This is a genomic window from Pseudomonas sp. B28(2017) (assembly GCF_002113025.1).
Lineage (GTDB): Bacteria > Pseudomonadota > Gammaproteobacteria > Pseudomonadales > Pseudomonadaceae > Aquipseudomonas.
This window is the reverse complement of record NZ_NEJH01000006.1, coordinates 109,621-135,515: the sequence shown is the minus strand read 5'-3', so window position 1 is coordinate 135,515 and position 25,895 is coordinate 109,621. Positions and strand designations below refer to the sequence as shown.

The 25,895-nt window shown below is 60.5% G+C and carries 18 protein-coding genes; 3 read left to right on the top strand and 15 right to left on the bottom strand.

All coding sequences use genetic code 11. The features are described 5' to 3' along the window. Nucleotides 1-92: 92 nt before the first annotated feature. On the bottom strand, nt 93-1,895 hold the full coding sequence (gene msbA / locus CAF65_RS17360; RefSeq protein WP_085717384.1) for a lipid A export permease/ATP-binding protein MsbA: 1,803 nt from the start codon (nt 1,893-1,895) through the stop codon (nt 93-95). Nucleotides 1,896-2,049: 154 nt separating this feature from the next. On the opposite strand from msbA, the gene CAF65_RS17355 reads away from it, so the two are divergent. Both CAF65_RS17355 and CAF65_RS17350 read left to right on the top strand, forming a co-directional pair. Continuing rightward, entirely contained in the window at nt 2,050-3,915 is a 1,866-nt protein-coding gene (locus CAF65_RS17355; RefSeq protein ID WP_085717383.1) for an O-antigen ligase family protein, read from the top strand. Continuing rightward, on the top strand, nt 3,912-5,132 hold the full coding sequence (locus CAF65_RS17350) for an acyltransferase (protein ID WP_085717382.1): 1,221 nt from the start codon (nt 3,912-3,914) through the stop codon (nt 5,130-5,132). Before CAF65_RS17355 ends, CAF65_RS17350 begins: the two co-directional genes overlap by 4 nt. Before the next feature lie 67 nt (nt 5,133-5,199). On the opposite strand, the gene CAF65_RS17345 is transcribed toward CAF65_RS17350, so the two are convergent. From CAF65_RS17345 to glnE, 14 genes are all read right to left on the bottom strand, one after another. Beyond that, nucleotides 5,200-6,084 (bottom strand): glycosyltransferase, encoded by an 885-nt coding sequence (locus CAF65_RS17345; RefSeq protein WP_085717381.1) that lies wholly within the window; start codon nt 6,082-6,084, stop codon nt 5,200-5,202. After that, nucleotides 6,081-7,235, bottom strand: a complete 1,155-nt coding sequence (locus CAF65_RS17340; RefSeq protein ID WP_085717380.1) for a glycosyltransferase family 4 protein — start codon at nt 7,233-7,235, stop codon at nt 6,081-6,083. The genes CAF65_RS17345 and CAF65_RS17340 overlap by 4 nt, the downstream gene beginning before the upstream one ends. Further along, nucleotides 7,232-8,674 (bottom strand): PIG-L deacetylase family protein, encoded by a 1,443-nt coding sequence (locus CAF65_RS17335; RefSeq protein WP_085717496.1) that lies wholly within the window; start codon nt 8,672-8,674, stop codon nt 7,232-7,234. The genes CAF65_RS17340 and CAF65_RS17335 overlap by 4 nt, the downstream gene beginning before the upstream one ends. An 8-nt stretch (nt 8,675-8,682) precedes the next feature. Further along, a complete protein-coding gene (locus tag CAF65_RS17330; protein ID WP_085717379.1) occupies nt 8,683-9,579 on the bottom strand; it encodes an antimicrobial resistance protein Mig-14 in 897 nt (298 codons plus the stop codon). Beyond that, nucleotides 9,579-10,709: a glycosyltransferase gene (locus tag CAF65_RS17325; RefSeq protein WP_085717378.1), complete on the bottom strand. Its 1,131-nt coding sequence runs from the start codon at nt 10,707-10,709 to the stop codon at nt 9,579-9,581. The genes CAF65_RS17330 and CAF65_RS17325 overlap by 1 nt, the downstream gene beginning before the upstream one ends. Continuing rightward, nucleotides 10,693-12,450, bottom strand: coding sequence for a carbamoyltransferase (locus CAF65_RS17320; protein ID WP_085717377.1), 1,758 nt, complete (start codon nt 12,448-12,450; stop codon nt 10,693-10,695). Before CAF65_RS17320 ends, CAF65_RS17325 begins: the two co-directional genes overlap by 17 nt. 280 nt (nt 12,451-12,730) lie before the next feature. Continuing rightward, nucleotides 12,731-14,182, bottom strand: coding sequence for a lipopolysaccharide kinase InaA family protein (locus tag CAF65_RS17315; protein ID WP_085717376.1), 1,452 nt, complete (start codon nt 14,180-14,182; stop codon nt 12,731-12,733). Continuing rightward, nucleotides 14,182-14,934: a lipopolysaccharide kinase InaA family protein gene (locus CAF65_RS17310; RefSeq protein ID WP_085717375.1), complete on the bottom strand. Its 753-nt coding sequence runs from the start codon at nt 14,932-14,934 to the stop codon at nt 14,182-14,184. Before CAF65_RS17310 ends, CAF65_RS17315 begins: the two co-directional genes overlap by 1 nt. Beyond that, the gene (locus CAF65_RS17305) at nt 14,931-15,665 is read right to left on the bottom strand and encodes a lipopolysaccharide kinase InaA family protein (RefSeq protein WP_085717374.1); all 735 of its coding nucleotides are present in this window, start codon (nt 15,663-15,665) and stop codon (nt 14,931-14,933) included. The genes CAF65_RS17310 and CAF65_RS17305 overlap by 4 nt, the downstream gene beginning before the upstream one ends. Then, nucleotides 15,665-16,471 carry a lipopolysaccharide core heptose(I) kinase RfaP gene (gene rfaP, locus CAF65_RS17300; RefSeq protein ID WP_085717373.1) on the bottom strand — a complete coding sequence of 269 codons (807 nt, stop codon included), beginning with the start codon at nt 16,469-16,471 and terminating at the stop codon, nt 15,665-15,667. Before rfaP ends, CAF65_RS17305 begins: the two co-directional genes overlap by 1 nt. Beyond that, nucleotides 16,472-17,593, bottom strand: a complete 1,122-nt coding sequence (locus tag CAF65_RS17295) for a glycosyltransferase family 4 protein (RefSeq protein ID WP_085717372.1) — start codon at nt 17,591-17,593, stop codon at nt 16,472-16,474. It lies immediately after the preceding gene. After that, nucleotides 17,593-18,654 (bottom strand): lipopolysaccharide heptosyltransferase I, encoded by a 1,062-nt coding sequence (waaC, locus tag CAF65_RS17290; protein ID WP_085717371.1) that lies wholly within the window; start codon nt 18,652-18,654, stop codon nt 17,593-17,595. The genes CAF65_RS17295 and waaC overlap by 1 nt, the downstream gene beginning before the upstream one ends. 1 nt (nt 18,655) lies before the next feature. Continuing rightward, a complete protein-coding gene (gene waaF / locus CAF65_RS17285; protein WP_085717370.1) occupies nt 18,656-19,690 on the bottom strand; it encodes a lipopolysaccharide heptosyltransferase II in 1,035 nt (344 codons plus the stop codon). A gap of 234 nt (nt 19,691-19,924) precedes the next feature. Further along, a complete protein-coding gene (glnE, locus tag CAF65_RS17280) occupies nt 19,925-22,864 on the bottom strand; it encodes a bifunctional [glutamate--ammonia ligase]-adenylyl-L-tyrosine phosphorylase/[glutamate--ammonia-ligase] adenylyltransferase (RefSeq protein ID WP_085717369.1) in 2,940 nt (979 codons plus the stop codon). A gap of 383 nt (nt 22,865-23,247) precedes the next feature. Between glnE and aceE the strand changes: the two genes are divergently transcribed. Further along, the gene (gene aceE, locus CAF65_RS17275) at nt 23,248-25,893 is read left to right on the top strand and encodes a pyruvate dehydrogenase (acetyl-transferring), homodimeric type (RefSeq protein WP_085717368.1); all 2,646 of its coding nucleotides are present in this window, start codon (nt 23,248-23,250) and stop codon (nt 25,891-25,893) included. Nucleotides 25,894-25,895: the final 2 nt, after the last annotated feature.

Sequence of the window (25,895 nt, the reverse complement as noted above, 5' to 3'; positions counted from 1 at the left end):
AAACCCGCTAGATGAAATCACCAAAGTCACGGTAGTGGCTGTGCGGTTTCGTCGGGTGTGCGAAAGGGCGAGCCAGGCTCGCCCTTTCAGGGTCAGGCGATGTCTTCGGCCGGGGCGTCGAGGCCCATCGCGTTGAGGCGCGAGTAGTAACCGTTTTGCGCCAGCAGTTGCTCATGGGTACCGCGCTCGACGATTCTCCCCTGATCCATGACCAGGATCAGGTCGGCCTTCTCGATGGTCGACAAACGGTGAGCGATCACCAGCGTGGTGCGCCCTTTCATGACCTGATCCAGGGCTGCCTGGATATGCCGCTCGGACTCGGTATCGAGTGCCGAAGTCGCCTCGTCGAGAATCAGCAGCGGAGCATTCTTCAACAGCGCCCGGGCAATCGCCAGGCGCTGGCGCTGGCCACCGGACAACAGCACGCCGTTCTCCCCGACCTGGGTGTCCAGACCTTCAGGCAATTGGGCAATGAAGTCCATCGCGTAGGCATCCCTGGCCGCCTTTTCAATGTCTTCACGAGGTGCGCCGGCCAGGTCGCCATAGGCGATGTTGTTGGCCACGGTGTCGCTGAACAGGGTCACGTGCTGCGTCACCTGGGCGATATGCTGACGCAGGTTCAACAGCTTGTACTGCTCCACTTCGACACCATCGATGAGGATTTCGCCCTTGTCGTGGTGATAAAAACGCGGAATCAGGTTGGCCAGGGTCGACTTGCCGCTGCCCGAACGCCCCACCAGCGCCACCATCTGCCCGGGCTCGACCGAGAAACTGATGTCATTGAGCACCTGACGCTCGGTTTCAGGATAGGTAAAGCTGAGGTTGCGCACTTCCAGGCGGCCACTGACGGCATCACGCTCGACGGTGCCGGCATCGACTTCAGGCTCGACATCCAGTTGCTCGAAGATACTTTCAGCACCGGCCACCCCCTTCTGGATGGTCGAGCTGACTTCGGACAGCTGGCGTATCGGCTTGGGCAGCAGGCCGGCCAAGGTGATGTACGCAACCATGTCACCGGCGGACGCATCGCCCCGCAGGAACAGCACCAGGAACATCAACACGGCCATGGCGGTGTAGATCACCAATTGCAGCAGCGGCGTGTAGATGGCACCGGTGCGGGTCATGCGCAATTGTTTCTCGGTATTGCCCTGGCTGGCGTCGAAGAAGCGTTTCTCTTCGTACTTTTCACCGCCGAAGCTGCGCACCACGCGATAGCCCTGGATCGTTTCGGACGCCACATGCGTCACGTCCCCCATGGCCAGCTGGATTTTCTTGCTCTGCTTGCGGAATTTCTTGCTGGCCGTGCGCACCATGATGGCGATCAGCGGCAGGATGGCGACCATGACCAGGGTCAGGCGCCAGTTCATGAACAACAGCGAGGCAAACAGGAAGATCACCGTCATGCCTTCACGAATTACGACCTTGATCGCATCTGTTGCCGCCCCCGTGACCATGGTCACGTTGAAGGTGATACGTGAAATCAGGTGCCCCGAGTTATGCTTGTCGAAATACCGGTTTGGCAACACCAGCAGGTTGTTGAACAACTGGACCCGCAAGTCATGGACCAGGCCCAGGGAAACCTTGGCCAGAAAGTAGTTGCCCAAGTACGACCCCAATCCCTGCCACGCGGCGATCAGGATGATCAGCAACGGCACCGCCTGCAGCAGTTGCAGGTCTCGCAGGTAGGGCACGGTTGGAAACAGCGCCGCTTCAGGGTTGGATAGACCGTCGACGAAGTACTTGAGGATGTAGCCCAGCATTGGCTGCGTCGAAGCGAAAATCAGAAAACCGACGATGCTGATCAGGAACAGGCTGATGTACGGCCGGACATAGCCGAGCAGACGGAAGTAGATTTTCAAGCTCGATGGGCTTGCGGAGAGACTGGAGTCGGTCATATCACGCGAATGTCGATGAAAAGGACGCTGACTTTAGCACAGCTTCCCCAGGGTTCTGGCAATCGCATACAGTCTGTGTATTGTGGCACGTCAAATAGCCACCAGATGCCCCTGCCTTGGTACGGTCGCTCAATTCAGGAATAAGTTACTCAGCATGCAATTAAACGCTTTGAACAGCACGTCCAATAGAATCTTCGATTTCATTTGTTTGTGGATCCTTCCGCTCGGTTATTTATTGCTGCTTTGTGCACTGTTTTTCCTGCCGGGGCGCAGTGTGCATCACAAGCTTTACTATGGACTGTTCAGCATTCCGGCACTGATTGCACTGTGCCTGCGTCCGCGGCTCGCCAAGGAACTGCTGCATGAACCGATCGTCATTGCAGTCCTGTTGTTTGTGGCATGGGCACTGCTCAGCCTGCGTTGGGGGCCGGGCGACGGCATTGACTTTGGTCAGTTCAAACCGCCATTGCATACCCTTTTCCTGTTCGTTGGCTGCTACCTGCTGGTGCGCTATCGCAGCGAAATCATTCAACCCCTGCTGTTCTGCGCCGCGACGGTGGCGCTGATCGCCTCTGTCTACAACCTGTACAGGTTCGGCCAGATCTACCAACCGGAAATGCGCCTTATCGGCGTAGGCGCGTTCGACAATCCACTGCTCAGCTCCCATGTTTTCGGTTTTTTTTGTACCTACTGGCTGAGCCTGAGCATGACCTTCAAGCGACGCCAGGTACTTTGGTTGAGCATACCGGCGATGGCGATCATGTTCGCCACCGTGCTGGCCACCGGCTCCAGGACTCCACTGGTTGCGCTGACGATCGCTGCGCTGTGGCTGTGTTTCATCTGCTGGAATCGACGCTCGGTCTTCATGCTTGGCGCCATGCTCCTCGCCGGTACGGCGACTTTTGCGTTGTTTGCGGACAAGATCCTCGAAAGAGGCAGCTCTTTCCGTATCGAGCTCTGGCAATTGGCCCTGGGCAGGATCGCTGAACATCCATGGATCGGGCACGGCTACAACGCCGAACTGAGCCTGGACCCAGGCGTCGGCTACCCCCTTTCGGAGCCCCATAGCTTCGCCCTTGGTGTGCTCTACTACGTCGGCATTATCGGTTTGCTGCCATGGTTGTTCCTCCTCGCGTGGGGCTTCATCAGTAGCTGGCGCCATCGCGTGCAACCGCTGTTTATCATTGCCTCAGCCTGGCTGGCATTCGGTATCGGTGCGGGCCTGACCGAAGGTGGCGGGATTATCTCTCGCCCCAAGGAGCACTGGTTCCTGCTGTGGATCCCCTTGGCACTGATTGCCGCACTGAGCATCAATCAACGGGTCAGGCGCCTGCTGGACAGGCCGATCAGGACTGCGACGCCTAGCGACCTGCAACAACTGATTGCCGATGCCCGGGTCATCGAAGAGGATGGTTTGGGCCCCAAGGTCCTGCGCCTGACCGATGGCAGCTTTCTCAAGCTGTTCCGCCGCCGCCGCTGGTACACCTCGGGCAGTTTCACGCCCTATTCCGATCGATTTGCCATCAACGCAGTGCAGCTGCGCAGCATGGGCATCCCGACTCCGCACACTCTCGACCTTTACCGGTTCGAAGACGGCAGCACCGCTGTGCACTACTCGCCCTTGCCGGGCAACACGCTGCGCCAGATCCTGCAAGGCATCACCGCCCCGGCGGTGCGCCAGGCACTGGTGGAGCGTTTCGGCAAGTTCATGGCTCAATTACATCAGCAAGGGGTCTACTTCCGCTCCCTGCACCTGGGCAATGTGCTGGTACTGGAGGACGGCGAGTTCGGCCTGATCGACCTGGCCGACCTGCGCATCTACCCTTCATCCTTGAGCCCTTCCCTGCGTCGGCGCAACCTGCGCCATATGCAGCGCTACGCAGAAGATCGGCATTGGCTGTTCGAGGACCACTTCGAAGCGCTACTGCAGGGCTATGCCGCAGCGGCTTCGAAAGCCGACGTGGATAATTTGCACAGGCAAGTGCTGGCCGGAGGCCCTCCGGCCCAGGCTCACCGATGACCGAAACCAACCCGCTTATCGCGATGACGGCCTACCTGCTCGCCATCGCGACCGCTGCACTACTGCTGCGCACCGTACCGAGATTCACCCGACAGCTGGAGCATTGCGGTGAAAGCCGCTTTGCCGGTATCGACGGTTTACGCGGATATCTGGCTTTCGGCGTGTTCGTGCACCACTCGATAATCACCTGGATCTTTCTGCAAACCGGCGTGATCGACTTTCCGCCGAGCAACTTCTACTCGCAGCTCGGCCAGGGCAGCGTTGCCCTGTTTTTCATGATCACCGGCTTTCTGTTCTGGGACCGTTTGCTCACCCACGGGTGGCAACACGACTGGCTGGCGTTCGCAGTATCTCGGCTGTTTCGCCTCTACCCGCTTTACCTGCCGCTGATGTTGGCCGTGTTTATCAGCGTGCTCTATTTGCAGGGCTGGGAACTCAAGGACTCCGTTACCCAGCTCATTGGCCAGACCCTGGCCTGGCTGACCTTCGACCGGCCAGACGTCAACCAGTACCACCAGACCGGCATGTTGATCTCCAATGTCACCTGGACGCTGGGTTACGAAGTGTTTTTCTATCTGGCCCTGCCACTGGCCGCCATGCTGTTCATTTATCGCGGCGGCTGGATGCAGACGGTGTTGTGCCTGATCGGCATCTACGCCCTGTACAAGTTGGTCGGTCTGGAACACTCGTTGAAGAAGCACTACCTGGCCAGCTTCCTCGGCGGCATCGCTGCGGCGTACTGGATTCGCCGCCCACAATGGGTCGCCTGGAGCCTGTCTCCGCTGGCGGGCATCATCGCCCTGCTCGCATTGGCGATCGCCTTTACCGTGTTCAACCGTGCATTCAACCTGGGAGCGCTGCTGCTGCTTTCACTGTTTTTTGTGATCGTGTCGTCCGGCAATACCTTGTTCGGCGCCCTGAGTCCACGCAGCATTCGCTGGCTGGGGGAAATCAGCTACAGCACGTATTTGCTGCACGGGTTCGTACTCTGGATTATGCTGCAGCGACTGCCACCGGTATTGCATCTTGACGCCCGACAAGCCTGGGTCTTTCTACCGTTGCTGGCCGTGTGCAGTTGCCTGTTGATCATCATCAGCAGCCTGACTTACCAGCACATCGAAAAACCCGGTATCGATGCCGGCAAGAAAACCCTGTACTGGTTACGCCAGAACAGGACACTCAGGAAGGAACCGGAGAAGACGGCTCAACAACGTTGAGCAATTGTCAGGGGCATGTGACCGCGGACAATGCCATGTCTTGCGGCCGATTGATCCAGCCCCTGGCTCAGTCTTTCTCCAGCCGTGAGAAATACATCCGGCCCAACCCACGCCAGGTCTTCCTGTTCCAGGCCTTGAACGGAATCTGCGCCAGCAACTCACGCGCCAGCTTGCGATCGCGGTTGGCGGTTTTGAGGAACATGGAATTGAGAAACTTGTAGCGCACCTCGTCATACAGCGGGTGATCGCTGAAGAGCGCGTAGGTGCGCAGGATGCTGTCGATCATGAAGCGGTGGTTCTTGTAGGAGTTGGTGGCGTGCTTGCGATAGCGCGCCATCAACACATTCAGACCATCGATGAAGTAACCGGCATGGGTCACCTTCAACTCGATCAGCAAGTCTTCCAGGCGAATGGTCGGGTCGAAACCGCCCACCTTCTCCAGCGCTTCGCGGCGGATCATCAGGGTGGGTGCCGGTGGATAGGGCTTGCGCTCCAGGAACATGTCATCGAAGTCCAGGCGACGGAACGGGACATCCCGACGCTGGCGCTTCTCCGGGTAGAGGTTGCCGTCGGCATCGATCAGCTCGATGTTGCCGGCGCAAATGCCGACCTCGGGCTTGCCATCCATATGAGCGACCTGTGTGGCGATGCGCTCCGGCAACATGATGTCGTCCGAACCGAACGGCACGATCAGGCTACCCTTCGCCCGGGCAATCGCACCATTGAGGGTGTTGGTCAGCCCCTGGTTTTCCTGAACCCGAAAGTCGAAACCATGGATGGCCTGCAACGCCTTGATCCGCTCGACGCTGTCATCCTTCGAGCCATCATCAACCACCAGCAACTCAATGTTCCGATAGGTCTGGTTGAGGACGCTGAGGATGCTTTCCTCGATGTAAGGGGCGTGGTTGTACGACGCGATAATGACCGTGACGATGGGTTGCGCGTCGTTCATGGCTGTTCCTTGCGGGCCTGCTCCAGGCCGGAGTCGATCAGATTGAGGTATTCGCGACGGAATTCCTCGATGTCATGGTGTTGTTGCAGATAACGGAAGGCCTGCTCGCCCTTGGCCTTGAGCTCGTCATCCGACAGCCCGAGATAAGTGTCCAGCGCCGCTTGCAGCGTCGGCACATCCTTCGGCGTAATCGCCAGGCCACCGGCCCCCTCGATGAGCGGCAACATGGCCGGCACGTTCGAGGCAATCACCGGCAAATGCCCGCTCATGCCTTCAAGTAGCGCCAGCCCGAGGCCTTCCGCCAGGGAGGGCATGGTCCAGATGTCGAAAGCGCGAATGTACTGCAGGGCAATGTCCTTGAACCCCAGCAAATGGGCACGACCGCCGAGGCCGAGACGGTCGATTTCCGCGGCCAGGCGTGACTCTTCGCGGCCGGCACCAATGATCGCCAGTTGGGTATTCGGGTATTTGTCCTTGAGCGCGGCAAAGGCCTGCAGCAAATAGATATGGCCTTTGACCGGCACCAGTCGCCCCAACGCACCGATCAGCCGCACCGCCGGATCGATGCCCAGCATTTCGCGGGCCTTTTCACGACTGTGTTGCAGACCTTCGGCTTGCTCGATGTCGATGGCATTGGTGATGGCGTAGGTATTCTGGTCGGTGAAACCACAGTCACAGTCCAGCAGATACTGTTTCACCGCTGGCGACACGCCAACGAAGCGCCAGTGACGATCGATCAGGCGCTGGGTCTGGCGGCGCCGGTAAAAACGGTCGTACTCGCCAAATCCGTGGGAAATGCCAATGCACAATGGCACTTTCAACCAGCGATTGAGCGCCAGCATCATGTTCACCGGCTTGAAGCGGTTGCAGATCACCACATCGAATTTTTCCCGCCGGCAGAACTTGTACAGCTGCCACATCGCCCGCAGGCGCATACCCTTGAGGGACTTGTCGGAAAACTCGAAGTACACCGAACGGTCGGCTCGGCTCACCGCTTCGCCCGGCCCGGGTTTGCCGCGCAGAAACGCGGCGGTCACTTCATAGCGATCACTGGGCAGGGCCTTGACGATCTGCTCCGCGAGGTCGGCGAAATCATGGGCTTTGACGTTGTAGTCAGGCTGCAGCTGCAGGACCTTTGACCGCTGACTCATAACTCTCCCCGCTGAGTAACATTACCTGGTGTGTGCTTGATGGACCACAAAAGCTCGTGGCGCCGGACTGCCTTGCGAAAGAACTCGTTCTCGCCATAGGTTGGTGGCAACCGACCGGCCAACAACCGTTGTATCAGCCGACGCAAGCGACGCTTGAATGGCATCGCCGGTTGCAGGTCGTGCATCATGCCCAACGCCATGGCTTTGTCTCGCTGTTGCTCGAGCGGCATCGCCAGGCAATAAGGCTGCATCGGCTGAACCGAATCGAAGGCCGGCGGCAAGGCGATGCCGTCACCGCTATCGCCCATCGGCCAGCGGTCGTTGTCGTGCAGGTGGTTGGCGTAGCCCAATAGTGTGGTCGGCTGCCAGTCCAGACCTTGCAAGGCTTCAAGGACTGCCGCCTGGGCGCAGATATGATCGGGATGCGGATCCAGGGTCGGATGCGGCAGGACGATGACCTCGGGCCGGGCGCGCAGCAGCAACTCTCGCAGATCCGCCAGCAGATTGTTCCAGGTCGGCGCGCCATCGACATCGCCGGGCAGCGCGAAAGGGTTCAACTGACGGAACAGCCGCGTGTCGCTCAGGTCCGCTTCCCGCGATCCCGCCGCCACGGCAGGCGCGGCCTGCATGTTCGGCAATTGCAGGCAGAAGTAACCCAGTTGTACGCAGTGAGCCTCGGGTACACCGGCCCAGCGTGGCACGGCAATGCTGTCCCATGCGCGCAGACGGCCTTTCAAGCGAGCCGCCTCGACCTTGTTCAGGCCCATCTGCTGATAGTGTTCGGCTTCGATTTCACCCGCTGTCAGCGTGACGATCCAGGTTTCATCTGCCTGACTGTACAAACCGTAGGCCGCCAGCTCGGCGTCATCAGCGTGGGGCGCGATAACCATCACCCGCTGACGCCGGTAATCCGGATGCTCGAACGCCCACAGCACAGGCTCGCCGAACACACGACAGTAACGCCCGCGCAAGCGCAGGTCACCACGCGACAGCGCCTGAGCCTGGCCACTGAGATTGAGGTAACGCAGGCCGTTTACGCCGCGCTCGAAGGTTTGTCGATCAGGGCTTTCACCCCCTGCCAACTCGACCACCGGATCGATAAAACGCCCCAGCCAGGTGCTTTTTACCCGCAGGGCCAGCACCAGCGTCGCGTCGTCGAGCAGCATCACACCCTCGTCCAGCCGCAAATGTTCACCACTCAGGTGCACCTTGGGCTGTGACGTGTACGGGGGAAAGCTGTACTGGTAATCGTCTTTCGGTGCGTAGAACAGATGATCGGAAAACCAGGCTTCGTGGGCAATCCAGCCCAGAACCGCCAGCACCAGCGGTAACCACCAGGCCACCAGCACACCGATGACGATCAACAACACCAGCGCAATCAACAGGCCGATTCGTTTGTTGCGCCGATGACGCTTGAGCAGTTGCTGTTTGCGGCTCATGACTTGGCTCATACGGTGAAGACCGGCACAGGATTGCACCAGCGATCCTTGTACTCGCGGTCGGCGCGGCCGAAGGAAAAGCGCAGCGGTTTGTCCTGCGCCCGGGCATGTTCCCAGGCGCTTTGCGTATTGAGAAAACTCAGCACGCTGCCGGGGCTGAACTCACGGGTTTGCGGATCGACCCCACCGTTGATGTACTCGACGCTGATCCATTGCGGGGTTTCGACGCGGTACACCAATTGAATCGCAATCGGCGCATCGTTGAGGAAAATCACCGAGCCGATCAGCAACTCGCGCAGCAACTCGATGACGTCGGCCATGCGTTCGGCACCCGTCGCCGGGAAGCCCCAGCGGCGCTGGAACAGGTCGCAATAAATAGCCGCCAGATCGAAGCTGGAAAACTCCGATACCGGCCGCACCACGCCACCGGCCTCTTCCAGCAAACGCAATTCGCGGCGCTGGTTGTAGCGAAACTTTTTCGACAGCTCTTCGGGTGTGCGGGCCATGGCCAGTTGTTCGGCTTGCAACCTGATGCCAGTGAAACGGCCTTCGTTCAGCGCCGACAGATACCGCGCGCGATGGCGCAACGGCGCCGTGGCATCGGCAGCGGCCGGCAGGATGATTTCGGCGTTGCCCAGGTCGAACAGACCTTTTTTGCCGCGACGCTTGAGCACGTCCTTGGACAAAGCCAGGTCGCGCCCCCAGGTCGGGATCGCCGCCTTGATCTCACCACCCTGCAGCCAGGCCAGGTAGCGCACCGGAATGTCGGCCAGTGTCGCCAGCCGCTCGACCACCATGGGATGAGTCGCGACGCTGCCGCCATATCGCTGCCAGGTTTCGGCGTAAGTCGAGGCGTCGACTACCGCCCAGCCACGCTCGCGCCAGCCTTGAAATCGGTTGAGCATCAGCCCCTCTGTGCCAGTTCGGTAACATGTGGCAAGTGCCAGAAAGCATCGCGCACCGCACGGTCGGAAAAGCGCTCGCGCAAGCGTTCGAGCATCAACTCGGCACACTGTCGGCGCTGCTGATCATCCATGCCGGCCAGATGCTGCAGCCCTTGGGCCAGATGCCCGGCATCGCCCAACGGGAACAGGATGCCCACGCCTTCGACCACTTCCTTCGCTCCGCCGCAGGCCGTGGCCAGCAAGGGTACGCCGGCGGCCATGGCCTCCAGCAGCACCATGCCGAACGGTTCGTGATCGGAACTCAGGGCAAACACATCGAAGGCCCGGAAGTAGTTGCGCGCATCCGGCACCTGACCGAGGAACAACACCCGGTCACCAATGCCCAGCTCTCGGGCCTGAGCCTTGAGCTTTTCCTCCAGGCGTCCTTTACCGAGAATGACGAGCTGGCTGTTGGCCGGCAACCTCGGCAACGCCTCGGCGAACCCCTGCAGCAGCGTGGCCTGGTCCTTGTCCGGATGCAGCCGTCCGACGTTGCCGACGATCCAGGCATCCGCCGCCAGACCGAGGGTTTCCCGGGCCTCGCGAGCCGACACCTGGGTGGTTTGCAAGGCATCCACGTCGATGCGGTTGTACAACGTCTGAATTCTCGAAGCCGGCCACTTCGGCAGGCAATCGCGCATGTCGTCGCGCACCGCGTCGGACACACCGAGCAGACTCAAACGCTTGCGGAATATATGCGCGAACAGTTTACGACTGCCGCGCTTGTAGTCTTCAAACCCGTGGTGCACGCCAATGACCGGCAACGACGTACCGAGCAAGGCGATATAGATGGGTTTGAAGCGGTGAGCGATGCAGAAACTGAAGTTGCGCGACGCGGCGATCTTGCGCAGATCGCCGATGGCTCCCAGCTTCAGGCCGCGAATGGCCTTGGAGCTGTACTCCATGAATAGCACTTCGTCGGAAGCGCAGCCCGCGGCGACTTCGGCATCAGCAGCCCCGGTGAGAAACACCGTGGTCACTCGATAACCGGTCCCAGCGAACAGGCTGGCGTACTGCCGCGCGCAGTCCAGAAACGGCCCGTCATAGCCGTGGCAGAACTGCAGCACATGGCGTTCAGCCGAACGTGTCATAGGCGTTCGCGCCCTCTTTGACCACCAGGATGTCTTCCATGATCAGATACTGTAGATCCGAGCCGAAGAACATATTCAGCGCATCGGTCGGCGAGCAGATCATCGGTTCGCCGCGACGGTTGAGCGACGTGTTGAGCGACACACCGTTGCCGGTGAGCACTTCCAGCGCTTTCATCATGTCGTAGTAGCGCGGGTTGTATTCGCGCTTGAGCACCTGGGCACGGGAGGTGCCGTCTTCGTGGACGACTTCCGGCACGCGGGTTTTCCACTCTTCAGCCACTTCGAAGGTGAAGGTCATGAACGGCGCCGGGTGATCGATCTTGATCATCTGCGGCGCCACGGTGTCGAGCATCGACGGGCAGAAAGGCCTCCAGCGCTCGCGGAACTTGATCTGGTGGTTGATGCGGTCGGCCACGCCGGCCACACTCGGGCAACCGATGATCGAACGACCACCCAGTGCACGCGGACCGAATTCCATGCGGCCCTGGAACCAGGCCACCGGGTTGCCATCGACCATGATTTTGGCGATCTGCTCCGGCATGTTGTCGAGCTTGCGCCATGTCGGCTTGTTGGCGTGACGGGCGCAGGCCGCGATCACGTCTTCGTTGCTGTACGACGGGCCGAGGTAGACGTGTTCCATCTTCTCGACCGGTACGCCACGGGCGTGAGAGACGTAGGCCGCTGCACCCACCGCGGTACCGGCATCGCCGGACGCAGGCTGCACGAACAGCTCTTTGACGTCGTCGCGGGCGATGATTTTCTGGTTCAGCTTGACGTTCAACGCACAGCCACCGGCGTAGGCCAGCTTGCCGGTCTCCTTGAGCACGTCGCCCAGGTAGTAATCGATCATCTGCAGCGCAATTTTTTCGAACAGCGCTTGAATGCTGGCGGCGTAGTGGATGTAAGGCTCGTCGGCGATGTCGCCTTCGCGCTTTGGACCCAGCCACTCGATCAGCTTCGGCGAGAAGTAGTAACCCTTGCCCTTCTCTTTATAGCGACGCAGGCCGATGACGTTGGCGTAATCGGTGTTGATCACCAGCTCGCCGTTTTCGAACGAAGCCAGGCGTGAGAAATCGTATTTGCTGGCGTCGCCGTACGGCGCCATGCCCATGACCTTGAACTCACCGTCGAGCATATCGAAACCGAGGAATTCGGTGATCGCGCCGTACAGGCCGCCGAGGGAGTCCGGATCGAAGAACTCCTTGATCTTGTGGATCTTGCCGTTTACGCCATAACCGAAGAAGGTCGTGGCGTACTCGCCCTTGCCGTCGATGCCCAGGATCGCGGTTTTCTCTTTGAAACCGGAGCAGTGATAAGCGCTGGAAGCGTGGGCCAGGTGGTGTTCGACCGGCTCGATCTTGATCTTCTTCGGATCAAAACCCAGTTGTTCCAGGCACCAGACGATCTTGTTGCGATAGCGCTTGTAGCGACGGTTGCCCATCAGGATCGCGTCGAGTGCACGGTCCGGGGCGTACCAGTAACGCTTGGCGTACTGCCAGCGAGCCTTGCCGAACAGGCTGATCGGGGCGAACGGGATCGCCACCACGTCGACATCGGACGGCTTGATACCGGCCTGTTCCAGGCAGAATTTCGCCGATTCGTAGGGCATGCGGTTCTTTGCATGTTTATCGCGTACGAAGCGTTCCTCTTCAGCCGCCGCGACCAGCTTGCCGTCGATATACAGGGCTGCGGAAGGATCATGGCTAAGGGCGCCGGACAGGCCAAGAATCGTCAATGCCACAGGGGTCTAGCCTCTTTAGTCTGCATGCAGGCGCAAGCGCCTCAAGAATTAATGTGCCCTCGCAATGGGCGAGAGACAGCTAAAGGGCGGGATTATAGCGTAAAAGCAGCAGCAAGCCTCTAGCCGCAAGTGGCAAGCAACTACGGCGGGGACCTTGCGGCACTTTTATCCGCGCGCAGGACGGCTCACAGGAACTTGTCCCTGATCTTCGCTGACTGTTCGGGCCTCATCGTCGGATCGCCGCCCGGAGCAAGCCCGCGACAGGACCGAAGGTCCTGATTCAGCCAGCGCTGGGGAGGTCTTTGGGCAACCGCTGATCGATGACCTGATAAAGGGCACTGCCTTCAGGCCAGTTGCGCATGAACCGCGCCCGATCCCGGGCATAAGCCGGAGCGAAGCTGCCCACCGAACCATGCTGACGCATCGCATCCAGATCGATCAATGCCCAGCGATCCTGCTGCCAGAACAGGTTGTGACCCTTGAAGTCCCCATGACTGATCCGCTCGCGAATCAGCTCGGCAAACAGGTGATCCAGCGCCAGCAATTCAGCTTCAGGCGCATCGCCGTTTTCAACGTACGGTGCAAAACGCTCGATGATGTCCGGCCCCGGCAGATACTCGGTGATCAGGTAAGCCCGGCTGCGCAGCCACAGAAAACGTTTTTCCAGCAACGCCAGCGGCTTGGGCGTGGCAATCCCGAGGAACGCCAGGCGGTTGCCTTCGCGCCATGAATGCCAGGCCCGGCTCGGGCGCCAGAAGCGCTTGAGCCAGTGGGCGAAACCCTTGATGTTGTAGCGCTTGATCACCAGCGTGCGGCCATCCACCTCGACCTTGCCGACGCTCGCCGCCCCGCCGGTCTTGTACAGATGCCCCTGGTCGAGCAAGGTATCGGCCTGCTCCAGCACCGCCCCCATCGACGACTCTTCCTCGCGGCGAATCGCCCGCAATCCGAAGGCCCCGCGCTGGACGCTGAACAGCGTGCACTCGCGGCCGACCTTGTTCAGGAAGTCCTTGAGGCGCCAGCTGCGGACCTTGTCGATCTGCTTCTGCAACGCCTCCATGGGCAAGGCGTGTTCGCCGTTGCTGAGCAGGTAATACACCAGCAATTCTTCAATGAAAGGCTCAATCGGCTTCGGCAGCTGGGCAAAGAACACCCCGAGGTTTTCCAGGACTTTCTGCCGTGACAGCGGCTGGCCGGGCGTCTCGCAACAGATACCCGCGCCATCGATCAGATACAGGCGACCGCCCTGACGCAGCAAGTTGTCCAGGTGCAGGTCTTCCTGCCACAGGCCCTTGCGATGCATCTGGCCGATCGCACCCAACGCCTCGGCCAACACCGCCCCTTGCCCATCGGACAGTACAGGCTGCTGTTCAACCTGCTTCCAGGTGTCGCCCAGACTTTCGGCATGCTCAAGGAAATCAAACAGCAGCCAGCCACCTTCGCCGTCCTTCAGGCCATCGGCCAACAGCTGCGGGGTGGTCAGCCCCTGGGCGGAAAGCAGGCGCACGCCGTCCAGTTCACGCTGAAAATGCCGTGCGGCCTTGCTGCCGACCAGCAATTTGGCCAACACCGGCCGGCCACGCCAGACGCCGGCACCGACATAACGCTGCCCCGGCAAGACCCGCAACAGACTCAGCAGTTGCAGCTCGGCGGGGCCGGCGGCATCGGCCAGCGATACGCTCAGCGGCAATACGGGATAGCGGCCAGCGGCCTTCAGTTCTGACAAACGCATCAGCGTGGCCTCTTTTGACTGCGCCGCACGGTCAAACGCTGCAGCCAGCTGTCGACCAGCGAGCTGTCCTGCGACTGATCCAGATAGGCGGCCAGTAATTGCCGCAGTTGCGACTCGCCCCACTCGGGTGCGCGGCGCGCCAGCGGTTCCAGATCCTTGATCCGGTCACGCTGCCCGTACAGCAGCGGTCGGGTTTTTTCCAGATCGATCAATTGAGCCTGATAGCCGCTGCCGGTGGCGCGCATGAAAATATGCTTGGGATAGAAGCACCCATGCACCTGGCGTGCAGCGTGCAGTTGCCGGGCCAGCTCACCACTGGCCTTGAGGATTTCCGAGTGCTGCTCAGGGCTCAATTCATCCCAACGCTGCAGCAGCGATTCGAGGTCGTCCCAACCGTCCAGGGCGCGGGTCACCAGGATCGCGCGCACTTCGCCATTGACCTTGCGCTCCCCGTAGAACACCGCTTCCAGCGCTGGAACCCCCAACTTCTGATAACGGGAGATGTTACGAAACTCGCGAGCGAAACTTGGCTCGCCGAAGGGGGCGCGTAACGTACGGGTCAGGTAGTTGCTTTGACGCTTGAGGTAGAAACCATGACCTTCCAGATCCAGCCGAAACACGCTGCTCCAGCCCCCGCGACCGGTGTTGGGTTCGTCCACCGCATCGAGTTGCCTGGTCCAGAGTGCATCGAACGTGCCGAGGCCATGGCGCTCAAGCAGCGCACGGTCTTCAGCAGCCAGAAAATCAGTCATTCGCGCCCCTCGAAAAACCTCAACACGTGCCGGATGCGTTTTTTGTCCGCAGCGTTGAGCCGGGGCCGGTTGCGGTACTGCAAGTAAAAGCGCAGCCGCTGGGTCGCCGACAGTTGATACTTGGCAACCTTGTCCAGGCACGCCAGATCCTTGGTGATACGGTACTTGAGCCAGAAACCGCGCCAGAAATCGCCGTTGGGGCAATCGATCAAAAACAGTCGGGCCTCATCGTCGATCAGCAGGTTGCGCCACTTCAAGTCGTTATGAGTGAAACGGTGGTCGTGCATGGTCCGGGTGTACTGGGCCAACTGACGACTGACAGTGTCGACCCAAGCGCGATCCGACAGTTTCGGATCGCGCCGCTCGGCCAGTGCCGACAAGTCTTCGGTACGCGGTAGCTCCCGGGTTATCATCGCGCCGCGAGCGTAGGCCACACCTCGCCGTTCCAGCCCCCAGGCCACCACTTCGGCAGTGGGGATACCCCACTTGGCGAAGCGCTTGAGGTTCTGCCATTCCATCTTCACCCGAGGTTTGCCCAGGTAACGCCGCAAGCCTCTGCCAGCACCCACGTAGCGCTTGACGTAATAGTTGACGCCATTGCGCTCGACACGGATGACCTCCGAGAGCAGGTCACTGGTGATCTGCTCGCCTTGCAGCGCAAACACAGCCTCGAGGCTGCCAAAGTCATCGGCCAGGTCGCTGTAGGCCGGCTCCAGTCTCCAACCCGACATCAGAGCGCATCCCCGTATCGCTGTTTACGCTCGTAGAGCTTATTGGCCTTGCCATCGAGCCATGCCAGCAAAGCGGCCTCTTCACTCAGGACCTGACGCAGCGGCTGCTGGAAATAGCCCTTGAGGAAACGCAGCTTGTCGCGTCGAGTCAGACCGATGTCCAGCGCGGAAAAGTACAGGGCCGCCAGATCCTTGTTTCGCCAGCGCGAAGTAATTGCCGGGCGGGTCTGGGCGCGGTGCAGGTCGATCACCGAGAGCTTGAAGTCCTCCGCGGTCACCGGCTTGTCAGTGTGCAGCAGGAAATGGCAGATGTAGCAGTCGCGGTGGTTCACCCCGGCGCGGTGCATCATACCGGTCATGCGTGCAACTTCAGCGATCAGCGCGCGCTTGAGCTTTGGCTCGGGCGGCTGCCTGATCCAATTAATGCTGAAATCTTCGAGACTGACCGTGGGCGCCAGCTCTTCGGTGACGATGAACGAGTGCTGGTCGGCCGGGTTGCGGCCCTTCTCGCCATATGCGACAGCGGTCATGGTCGGCACACCGGCTTCCTGCAGGCGCTGAATGGCCTGCCACTCCTGACCGGCACCCAGTACAGGAAGCTTGGCAGTGAGCAGGTTCTTGAAGATTTCGCCCCAGCCGATGCCACGATGGATTTTCACGAAAAACCCGTTGCCGTCGACTTCCGTGCGTAACGTCCGGCGTGCTTCCAGCTCGCGGTACACCTCGCCCTTGAGCCCCTCGACTTCGGCGAACGGGTCGCGTCCGGCCCAGAGGCTCTTGAACGGTTCAGCCAGCATCAACTTCATTTAAGCGTGCTCCGCCAGAATCACATCGGCCGCGTGCTGCGGCATGCTGTAGAGGTCGGCCGTCTCGGCGTAGGCCAGACCATTGCGGCTCCAGGCCGCCCTTGCTTGAGCGTCGTTCAACATGCCGGTCAGGTACTGCGTCAACTGTGCCTGATCGAACGGTTCGTCCAGCACCAGACCGGCATCGGCCTCGGCGATGTAATGGGCGTAACCGCACACCGCGCTCACCAGCACCGGCAAACCGGCCACCAGCGCTTCGAGCAGCACGGTGCCGGTATTTTCGTTGTACGCCGGGTGGATCAACAGGTCGGCACCCAACAGGAAACGCGGGATATCACTGCGCCCCTTGAGGAACGTGACGTTGTCGCCGAGCCCCAGTGTCGCACTCTGCATCTGGAATAATTTGGGGTCATCCTGGCCAATTACAAACAGCCGGGTGCGCTTCCTCAACTCGGCAGGCAATGCCGCCAGTGCCTTGAGGCTGCGGTCAACACCTTTGGTCTTGAACCCGGAGCCGATCTGCACCAGCAGCAGTTCGTCGCCCTTGAGATTGAACTCAGCGCGGAACCCGGCACGAATCTCATCGGCATCGGCCGGCCGGCGACGATCCTGGGCGATACCCGGTGGCAGCAGGTGGAAACGCTCCAGCGGCGTGTCGTAATGCTTGATGAACAGCGGCTGCTGCACCTCGGAAATCATCAATACTTCGGTCTTGGCGTCCCTGGCGAACACTGCCCGCTCGTATTCGGCGAAGTGGCGATAGCGGCCCCAGCGGCGATACAGCGAATTGCGCAGGTTCTGCGCCTTGTCTTCAAAGCAGCCGTCGGCGGCGTAGTAGACGTCCAGGCCCGGCATCTTGTTGAAGCCGATCAGGCGGTCGACCGGGCGCCGGGCCAGGTCCGCCTCCATCCATTCGCTGAGTTTTTCGTTGCGCCGATGGTTGAAGAACGCCTTGACCGGCGCCACCAGCACTTCGAAACCCGGCGGCACGTCGCCTTCCCAGATCAGCGTGTAGACGCGAATCTGGTGACCGCGCTTCTGGCATTCCAGGGCGATGCGCATGAAATCGCGCTGCAAGCCGCCGAACGGAAAATATTTGTACAAAACAAATGCCAATTGCATCAGCGCAGCTCCTCAGCCATTAACAACGTGCTCAGTCGGCTGGCGACACGCTCGGGATTCAGACGCGTGAAGCACAACGGCCACTCGCGTTTCAGGTCAAATTGACGGGCATCGTCGGCCGTCGGTTGATAGGTGCATTTCTTTTGCAGGCACGGCGCGCACGGGAAGTCGCTGGCCATGTGAATCTGCACCTTGCCGTAGGCGCCGGTCAGCCCGGGATTGGTCGGGCCGAACAGCGACAGCGTCGGCACATCCAGCGCGGCGGCCAGATGGCCGAGGCCGGTGTCCACCGCCACGCAGGCTTGCGCGCCGGCCAGCACCTTGCCGACACCTGCCAGATTCAGTTTTGGCAGCACCTCGGCGTGCTTGAAACCCGCAGCGATACGCTCGGCCCGGGCTTTCTCCTGCGCATTGCCCCAGGGCAACTTCACGCCGACGCCAAGGTAGCCGACCCGTTCGGTCAGCTCGCGCCAATAGGCTTCGGGCCAGTGTTTGGTGTCCCAGGTGGTGCCATGCAGAAACACCACGTAAGGATTCTTGCGCGGCAATTCCACCAGGCGCTCGACACTCAGTCCGTAGTCGCCCAGGCCTTTGGGCAAGTCATAGCCCAACGCGATGGCGAACAACTGGCGCACTCGCTCCACCGCGTGCTGCCCGCGGGCAACGGCCAGGCGTCGATCGTAAAAGCGCGCAGCAATGGGTTCGCGTGCAGAGCTTTTATCGAGGCCGGCCACCGGTGCCTTGACGTAACGGGTCAGCCAGGCGCTTTTCAGCAAGCCCTGGGCGTCGATCACCAGGTCATATTTCGTGGCACGAACGCTTTGCTTGAAGCGCTTCCACTCGCCGCTCTTGATGGTCTGCCAGATGTTTTTGCGCCAGCGACGGATCGCCACCGGAATCACCTTGCCCACCGCCGGATGCCAAGTCGGGATCTCGGCAAAACCTTCTTCCACCACCCAGTCGAACTTGATGCCGGGAATCGCCCGCGCCGCGTCAGTCAACGCCGGCAACGCGTGAATGACGTCACCCAGCGAAGAAGTCTTGATCAACAGAACCCGCAAACTATTTGACCTCGACCACAGTGCCCTGCAAACGCTGCAAGGCTTCGTTCACCGCTTGCGGCATGAGCTGGCGCAAGCAGTTGTAATGGCCGAACCGGCAGGTGCGGTCGAAGCATGGGCTACATTCAATGCCCAGGCGCACGATCTCGACATGCTCGGCCAGCGGCGGCGTGAAGCCCGGCGACGTCGAACCGTAGACCGCCACCAGCGGGCGGTTCAGCGCAGCGGCGACGTGCATCAGGCCGGAGTCGTTGGACACCACCGAATCGGCACAGGACATCAGGTCAATGGCTTCGGCCAGCGAGGTGCCGCCGCTGAGGTTGACCGATTCTTCTCGCAGGCCGGGAATCAGCCGCGCACGGATGTCTTCGCCCACGGCGTGATCGTTTTTCGAACCGAACAGCCAGACTTGCCAGCCTTCACGGATCTTCGTTTCGGCGACCTTGGCGTAATGCTCGGACGGCCAGCGCTTGGACTCGCCAAACTCGGCGCCGGGACACAGGACCAACACCGGACGGTCGAGGGTCAGGCCGAACTTGGCCAGTGCCGCTTCGCGGGTAACCGGGTCGATCTGCAGCGCCGGACGCGGATAGGGTTTTGGCAGCTCGACGCCCGGTTCGTAAGCCAGGGCCATGAAGCGCTCGATCATCAGCGGATAACGATCTTTATCCAGCGTGCGCACGTCATTGAGCAAGCCATAACGGAATTCGCCACGCCAGCCGCTGCGTTTCGGGATGCCGGCAAAGAACGGCACCAGCGCCGACTTCAGGGAATTGGGCAGCAGGATCGCCTGATCGTACTGGCCGGTCAGAGATTTGCCGATGCGTCGGCGCGTCGCCAGCTCCAGGACACCGTGACCGAGCGGAAAGCTCAAGGCCTGGCGAACTTCGGGCATGCGCTCAAGAATCGGCCGGCTCCACTCGGGGGCCAGCACGTCGATTTCGCACTGCGGGTGGCGCTGTTTCAGACACTGGAAAAGTGTCTGCGCCATCACCATGTCACCGACCCAACTGGGCCCAACGATCAGAGTTTTCATGTGGTTTCCATAAACGAACCGGGGAGGCCTACGCCTCCCCGCCTCGATAATTCTACAAAACACCGCAAATCTACTACCGCAGGAGCGAGCTTGCTCCGGGCGGCGTTCCGACGATGAACCTGAAAACTCCGCGGGGCGTCAGGCTCGTCGCGTTATCGTTAACGACCATCGTCGGATCGCCGCCCGGAGCAGACTCGCTCCTACAGGGAATATTGGCGTATCAAATACCCCGTTTCAGCGTAGACCCAGCTCTCGCCAGATCCGCATGACCTGCTGCCGTTCGTCCGCGAACTGGTCAGCCGGTATCACCCCCGGGTTCTTCTGCAGAGCCTGCCGGTGGGCAGCGGAACGGTACGCTTTATACGCTTCACGCAACAGGCCGGCATCTTCGACGGGCATCAGCCCTTCACGTTCCAGCTCTTCCAGAATGCGGATATTATCCGTCCAGCGCAGCAATGGCGGGTGTGTTTCAGACCACGCCAAGGCCGCGTATTGCACCATAAATTCAATATCGACGATACCTCCGGCGTCCTGCTTGATATCGAACGGCGCCGTGGCTTCGAAGGCATTCGCCCCGGTGCCGGCCGCCGTGCTCTTGCTGCCGAGGTTATCGCGCATCTTGGCGCGCATCTCGCTGACCTCCTGGCGCAGGGTCGGCAAATCACGTGGCTTGCCCAAAATCGCGGCACGGACTTTCTCGAATGCCTGGCCGACATCCTGACTGCCCACCAGCACTCGCGCCCGCACCAGCGCCTGGTGCTCCCAGGTCCAGGCTTCGTTTTCCTGATAACGGGCAAACGCCCCCAGGGAACTCACCAGCAACCCCGACGCGCCGGACGGCCGCAGACGCATGTCCACTTCATATAACTGCCCGGAGTTGGTCTGCGCCGTCAGCAAATGAATGATCCGCTGCCCCAGACGGGTGAAAAACTGCGCACCATCGATGGGTTTGGGTCCATCGGTTTCGGCCTGCGGATCACCGTCATGGATGAACACCAGATCCAGGTCCGAACCATGCCCGAGTTCCAGGCCGCCGACTTTCCCGTAACCGACAATGATGAAACCGGGATCGCACAAGGTGCCATCGGTGCGCAGCGGCGTGCCGTACTTGGCCACGGTCTGGCGCCAGGCCAGTGCCAGCACTTGTTCCAGGATCGCTTCAGCGAGCCAGGTCAGGTAATCGCTGACCTTCATCAACGGCAGGCTGCCGGCGATTTCCGAAGCGGCCACCCGCAAGCGGTGTGCCAGCTTGAAGTGGCGCAGAGCTTCCATCTGCTGTTCGAGGTCGTCCTCGGGTATCCGTGTCAGGCGCTCGCGCAACTCGGCCGCCAGCTCTGGGGCCAACGGCGGCTTGAACAGCCGGCCTTCGTTGAGCAATTCGTCGAGCAGCAACGGGAAACGAGTGATTTGCTCGGCGATCCACGGGCTCGCCGCGCACAGCGTCAGCAAACGCCGTAGCGCGCCGGGGTTCTCGGTCAGTAGCACCAGGTACGCGGAGCGACGGGCCACGGCTTCAACCAGCGGCAGCACCCGTTCCAGTACCAGGTCCGGATTGTCATGCTCCACGGCCTGAGCCAGCAAACGCGGAATAAAAGCATCGAGACGTTCGCGCCCCAGACGCTGCATCGCCCTCAATTGCGGGCTGCTGCGCAAGCCGGCCAAGGCTTTCAAGGCTTTGGGGGCATCCTTGAAACCACCCTCTTCCAGTTGGCGGCAAGCGGCCTCATCGTCCTGAGCCTCCTCCCACAGCGGCAACCATTCACCGCCGACCACCACTTCGCTTTCGGCGCCCTGCTCTTCGTCGGGATCGGCGATCACCTGTCCGAAGTGCCAGGCCACGCGGCCGCGCCAATACATCAGTTGTTCGTGGAAAGCCGTCCAGTTGGCGAAACCCAGCATAAAGGCAATACGCGCCTGATCCTGCTCTCCATCGGGCAACATTTGCGTCTGGCGATCGGCAATCGCCTGAATCGCGTGTTCGGTGTAACGCAGGAATTCGTAACCTTCACGCAGCTCGCTGATCACGGCCGGCGGCAGGTAACCCTGGCCTTCCAGTGTGCTGAGCACCTTTAACAGTGGGCGCTGCTGCAAGCTCAAATCGCGGCCGCCGTGAATCAGCTGGAACGCCTGGGCAATGAACTCGACTTCACGAATACCACCGGAACCCAGCTTAATGTTGTCGGCCATACCCTTGCGCCGCACTTCCTGCTGGATCAGCTGCTTCATGGTGCGCAGCGCTTCGATGGCCGAAAAGTCCAGGTAACGCCGGTAAACGAATGGCCGCAGCATGTCTTGCAGTTGCGCACCGGCCACCTGGTCGCCGGCCACCACCCGCGACTTGATCATGGCGTAGCGTTCCCAGTCGCGCCCCTGGTCCTGGTAATACTGCTCCAGCGCATTGAAGCTCAGCACCAGCGCGCCTGCCGAACCGTAGGGGCGCAAGCGCATGTCGACGCGGAACACAAAGCCGTCGACGGTCATCGGGTCCAGAGCCTTGATCAGCCGCTGCCCCAGACGAATGAAGAACTCCTGGTTATCCAGCGGGCGTTTCACGCCGACGGTTTCGCCACCCTCGGGGTAGGCAAAGATCAGATCGATGTCCGAGGACAGGTTCAGCTCCACCGCGCCGAGCTTGCCCATGCCAAGAATGACCATCTGCTGCGGCTCGCCGCTGCGCCGGCCGGTCGGCACGCCGAACTGCTGGCAATGTCGCACGTACAACCATTGATAGGCCTGATCGATACTGGCATCGGCCATGTCCGAGAGGTCACGACAGGTCTGGATCAAATCGGCCTGGCGGGTCAGGTCGCGCCAGATGATCCGCACCTGGTGGCGCGCACGCTGACGGCGCAAGGCGCGGCCAAGCTGATCGTCGGTCTCGGCCACACTCACGGCGGCGGCAATCTGCGCGCACAACTCGCCGGGAGCAAAGCTGCGGTCCAGTTCGCCGGACTGCACCATCTGCAGCAACATCAAAGGGTCACGAACACACTGTTCAATCACGAAATCGCTGGCGGCGGTGACGCGTGCAAATTGCGCCCAGCGCTCTGGCGTCCAGGCAGACAACCCGTGGTCATCGCCCAAAGCGACGACGGCAGCCCGGAACGACTGCTCGGCACGGGTGACAAACGGCAGGAGAATGGCGGGCAGTTCGGCAAACGAAGGGAGGCTCATGGTCTATCCTTGATCGGCGTACAACGGACTGCATGTAGTGGTTTTCGAAAACCCACTACCTGAGGGAGTGTCAAACAAAAGTTAGAAATAGCTGAAATTTCTTTAATTTTGGCAGCCAGCATCAAACTTTTACCTTTTGTAGTTGGAAAAAGACCAACCTTAACGATTATTCTCACAACGCAGCCGGGGGCCACAAGCCGCTCACCTGTAGTTTTACTACTCGTATATACATTAGCCGGGCTGAAATGCCGGAAGATTTGTAGTAAAACTACACGCCGCCGGAACAACCTGTCGGCAATCCAAGAATTCATAACGTCTGCCCACAAGGCCAGTCGCTAACTCAGGCAACCGATTCTGGTAGCCTTTCCGCCCTGGAGCAAGCCATGCAAGACCTCGATCCCGTCGAAACCCAGGAATGGCTGGACGCCCTGGAATCGGTTCTCGACAAAGAAGGCGAAGACCGTGCTCACTATCTGATGACCCGTATGGGTGAACTCGCGACCCGCAGCGGTTCGCAGTTGCCTTACGCCATCACCACGCCTTATCGCAACACGATCCCCGTTACCCACGAAGCACGCATGCCTGGCGACCTGTTCATGGAACGCCGCATTCGCTCGCTGGTACGCTGGAACGCGATGGCCATGGTAATGCGTACGAACCTGAAAGATTCTGACCTCGGCGGTCACATCTCCAGCTTCGCTTCCAGTGCGACCCTGTATGACATCGGCTTCAACTACTTCTTCCAGGCCCCGACCGACGAACACGGCGGCGACCTGATCTACTTCCAGGGGCACACCTCGCCAGGCGTTTACGCCCGCGCATTCATGGAAGGCCGTATCACCGAAGACCAGATGAACAACTTCCGCCAGGAAGTCGACGGCCAGGGCCTGTCGTCCTACCCGCACCCTTGGCTGATGCCTGACTTCTGGCAGTTCCCGACCGTATCCATGGGTCTGGGCCCGATCCAGGCCATCTACCAGGCACGCTTCATGAAGTACCTGGAACACCGTGGCTTCATCCAGCCAGGCAAACAGAAAGTCTGGTGCTTCCTGGGCGACGGCGAGTGCGACGAGCCGGAATCCCTGGGTGCCATCTCCCTGGCCGGCCGCGAGAAGCTCGACAACCTGATCTTCGTCATCAACTGCAACCTGCAGCGCCTCGACGGCCCGGTTCGCGGCAACGGCAAGATCATCCAGGAACTCGAAGGCGTGTTCCGCGGTGCTCAGTGGAACGTGACCAAAGTCATCTGGGGCCGTTTCTGGGACCCACTGCTGGCCAAGGACGTCGACGGTATCCTGCAACGCCGCATGGACGAAGTCATCGACGGCGAGTACCAGAACTACAAAGCCAAAGACGGCGCGTTCGTCCGTGAACACTTCTTCAACACGCCGGAACTCAAGGCGATGGTTGCCGACCTGTCCGACGACGAGATCTGGAAACTCAACCGTGGCGGCCACGACCCGTACAAGGTCTACGCGGCGTACCACGAAGCGGTCAACCACAAGGAACAACCGACCGTCATCCTGGCCAAGACCATCAAGGGTTATGGCACCGGTGCCGGCGAAGCGAAAAACACTGCGCACAACACCAAGAAAGTCGATGTCGACAGCCTGAAGTTGTTCCGCGATCGTTTCGACATCCCGGTCAAGGACGAAGAGCTGGAGAACCTGCCGTTCTTCAAACCGGAAGAAGGCAGCGCCGAAGCCCGTTACCTGGCCGAGCGTCGCAATGCGCTGGGTGGTTTCGTACCACAGCGTCGCGCGCATAGCTTCAACATCCCGACCCCTCCACTGGATACCCTCAAGGCGATCCTGGACGGCTCGGGCGACCGTGAAATCTCCACCACCATGGCCTTCGTGCGGATCCTCGCGCAACTGGTCAAGGACAAGGAAATCGGCCCGCGCATCGTACCGATCATCCCGGACGAAGCCCGTACCTTTGGTATGGAAGGCATGTTCCGTCAGTTGGGCATCTACTCCTCCGTCGGCCAGCTCTACGAGCCAGTCGATAAAGACCAGGTGATGTTCTACAAGGAAGACCAGAAGGGCCAGATCCTCGAAGAAGGCATCAACGAAGCGGGCGCCATGAGCTCCTTCATCGCTGCCGGTACTTCGTACTCCAGCCACAACCAGCCGATGCTGCCGTTCTACATCTTCTACTCGATGTTCGGCTTCCAGCGTATCGGCGACCTGGCCTGGGCCGCTGGCGACAGCCGCACCCGTGGCTTCCTGATCGGCGGCACCGCCGGCCGCACCACCCTGAACGGTGAAGGCCTGCAACACGAAGACGGTCACAGCCACCTGCTGGCTGCCACCATCCCGAACTGCCGCACCTACGATCCAACCTACGGCTACGAGCTGGCGGTGATCATTCAGGACGGCATGAAGAAGATGACCGAAGAGCAACAGGACGTCTTCTACTACATCACCGTGATGAACGAGTCGTACCAGCAGCCAGCCATGCCGGTCGGTGCCGAAGAAGGCATCAAGAAAGGCATGTACCTGCTCGAAGAAGACACCCGCGAAGCGGCACACCACGTTCAACTGATGGGCTCCGGCACCATCCTGCGTGAAGTCCGTGAAGCAGCGAAGATCCTGCGCGAAGAGTTCAACGTCGGCGCCGACGTGTGGAGCGTTACCAGCTTCAACGAACTGCGTCGCGACGGCCTGGCCGTTGAGCGCACCAACCGTCTGCACCCGGGCCAGAAGCCCAAGCTGAGCTACGTCGAAGAGTGCCTGAACGGCCGTAAGGGTCCGGTCATCGCGTCTACCGACTACATGAAACTGTTCGCCGAGCAGATCCGTCAGTGGGTACCGTCCAAGGAATTCAAAGTCCTGGGCACCGACGGTTTCGGCCGCAGCGACAGCCGCAAGAAACTGCGTCATTTCTTCGAAGTCGACCGTCATTTCGTGGTGTTGGCAGCCCTGGAAGCACTGGCTGACCGTGGCGACATCGAACCCAAGGTGGTGGCCGAGGCCATCGCCAAGTTCGGTATCAACCCGGAAAAACGCAACCCACTGGACTGCTGAGG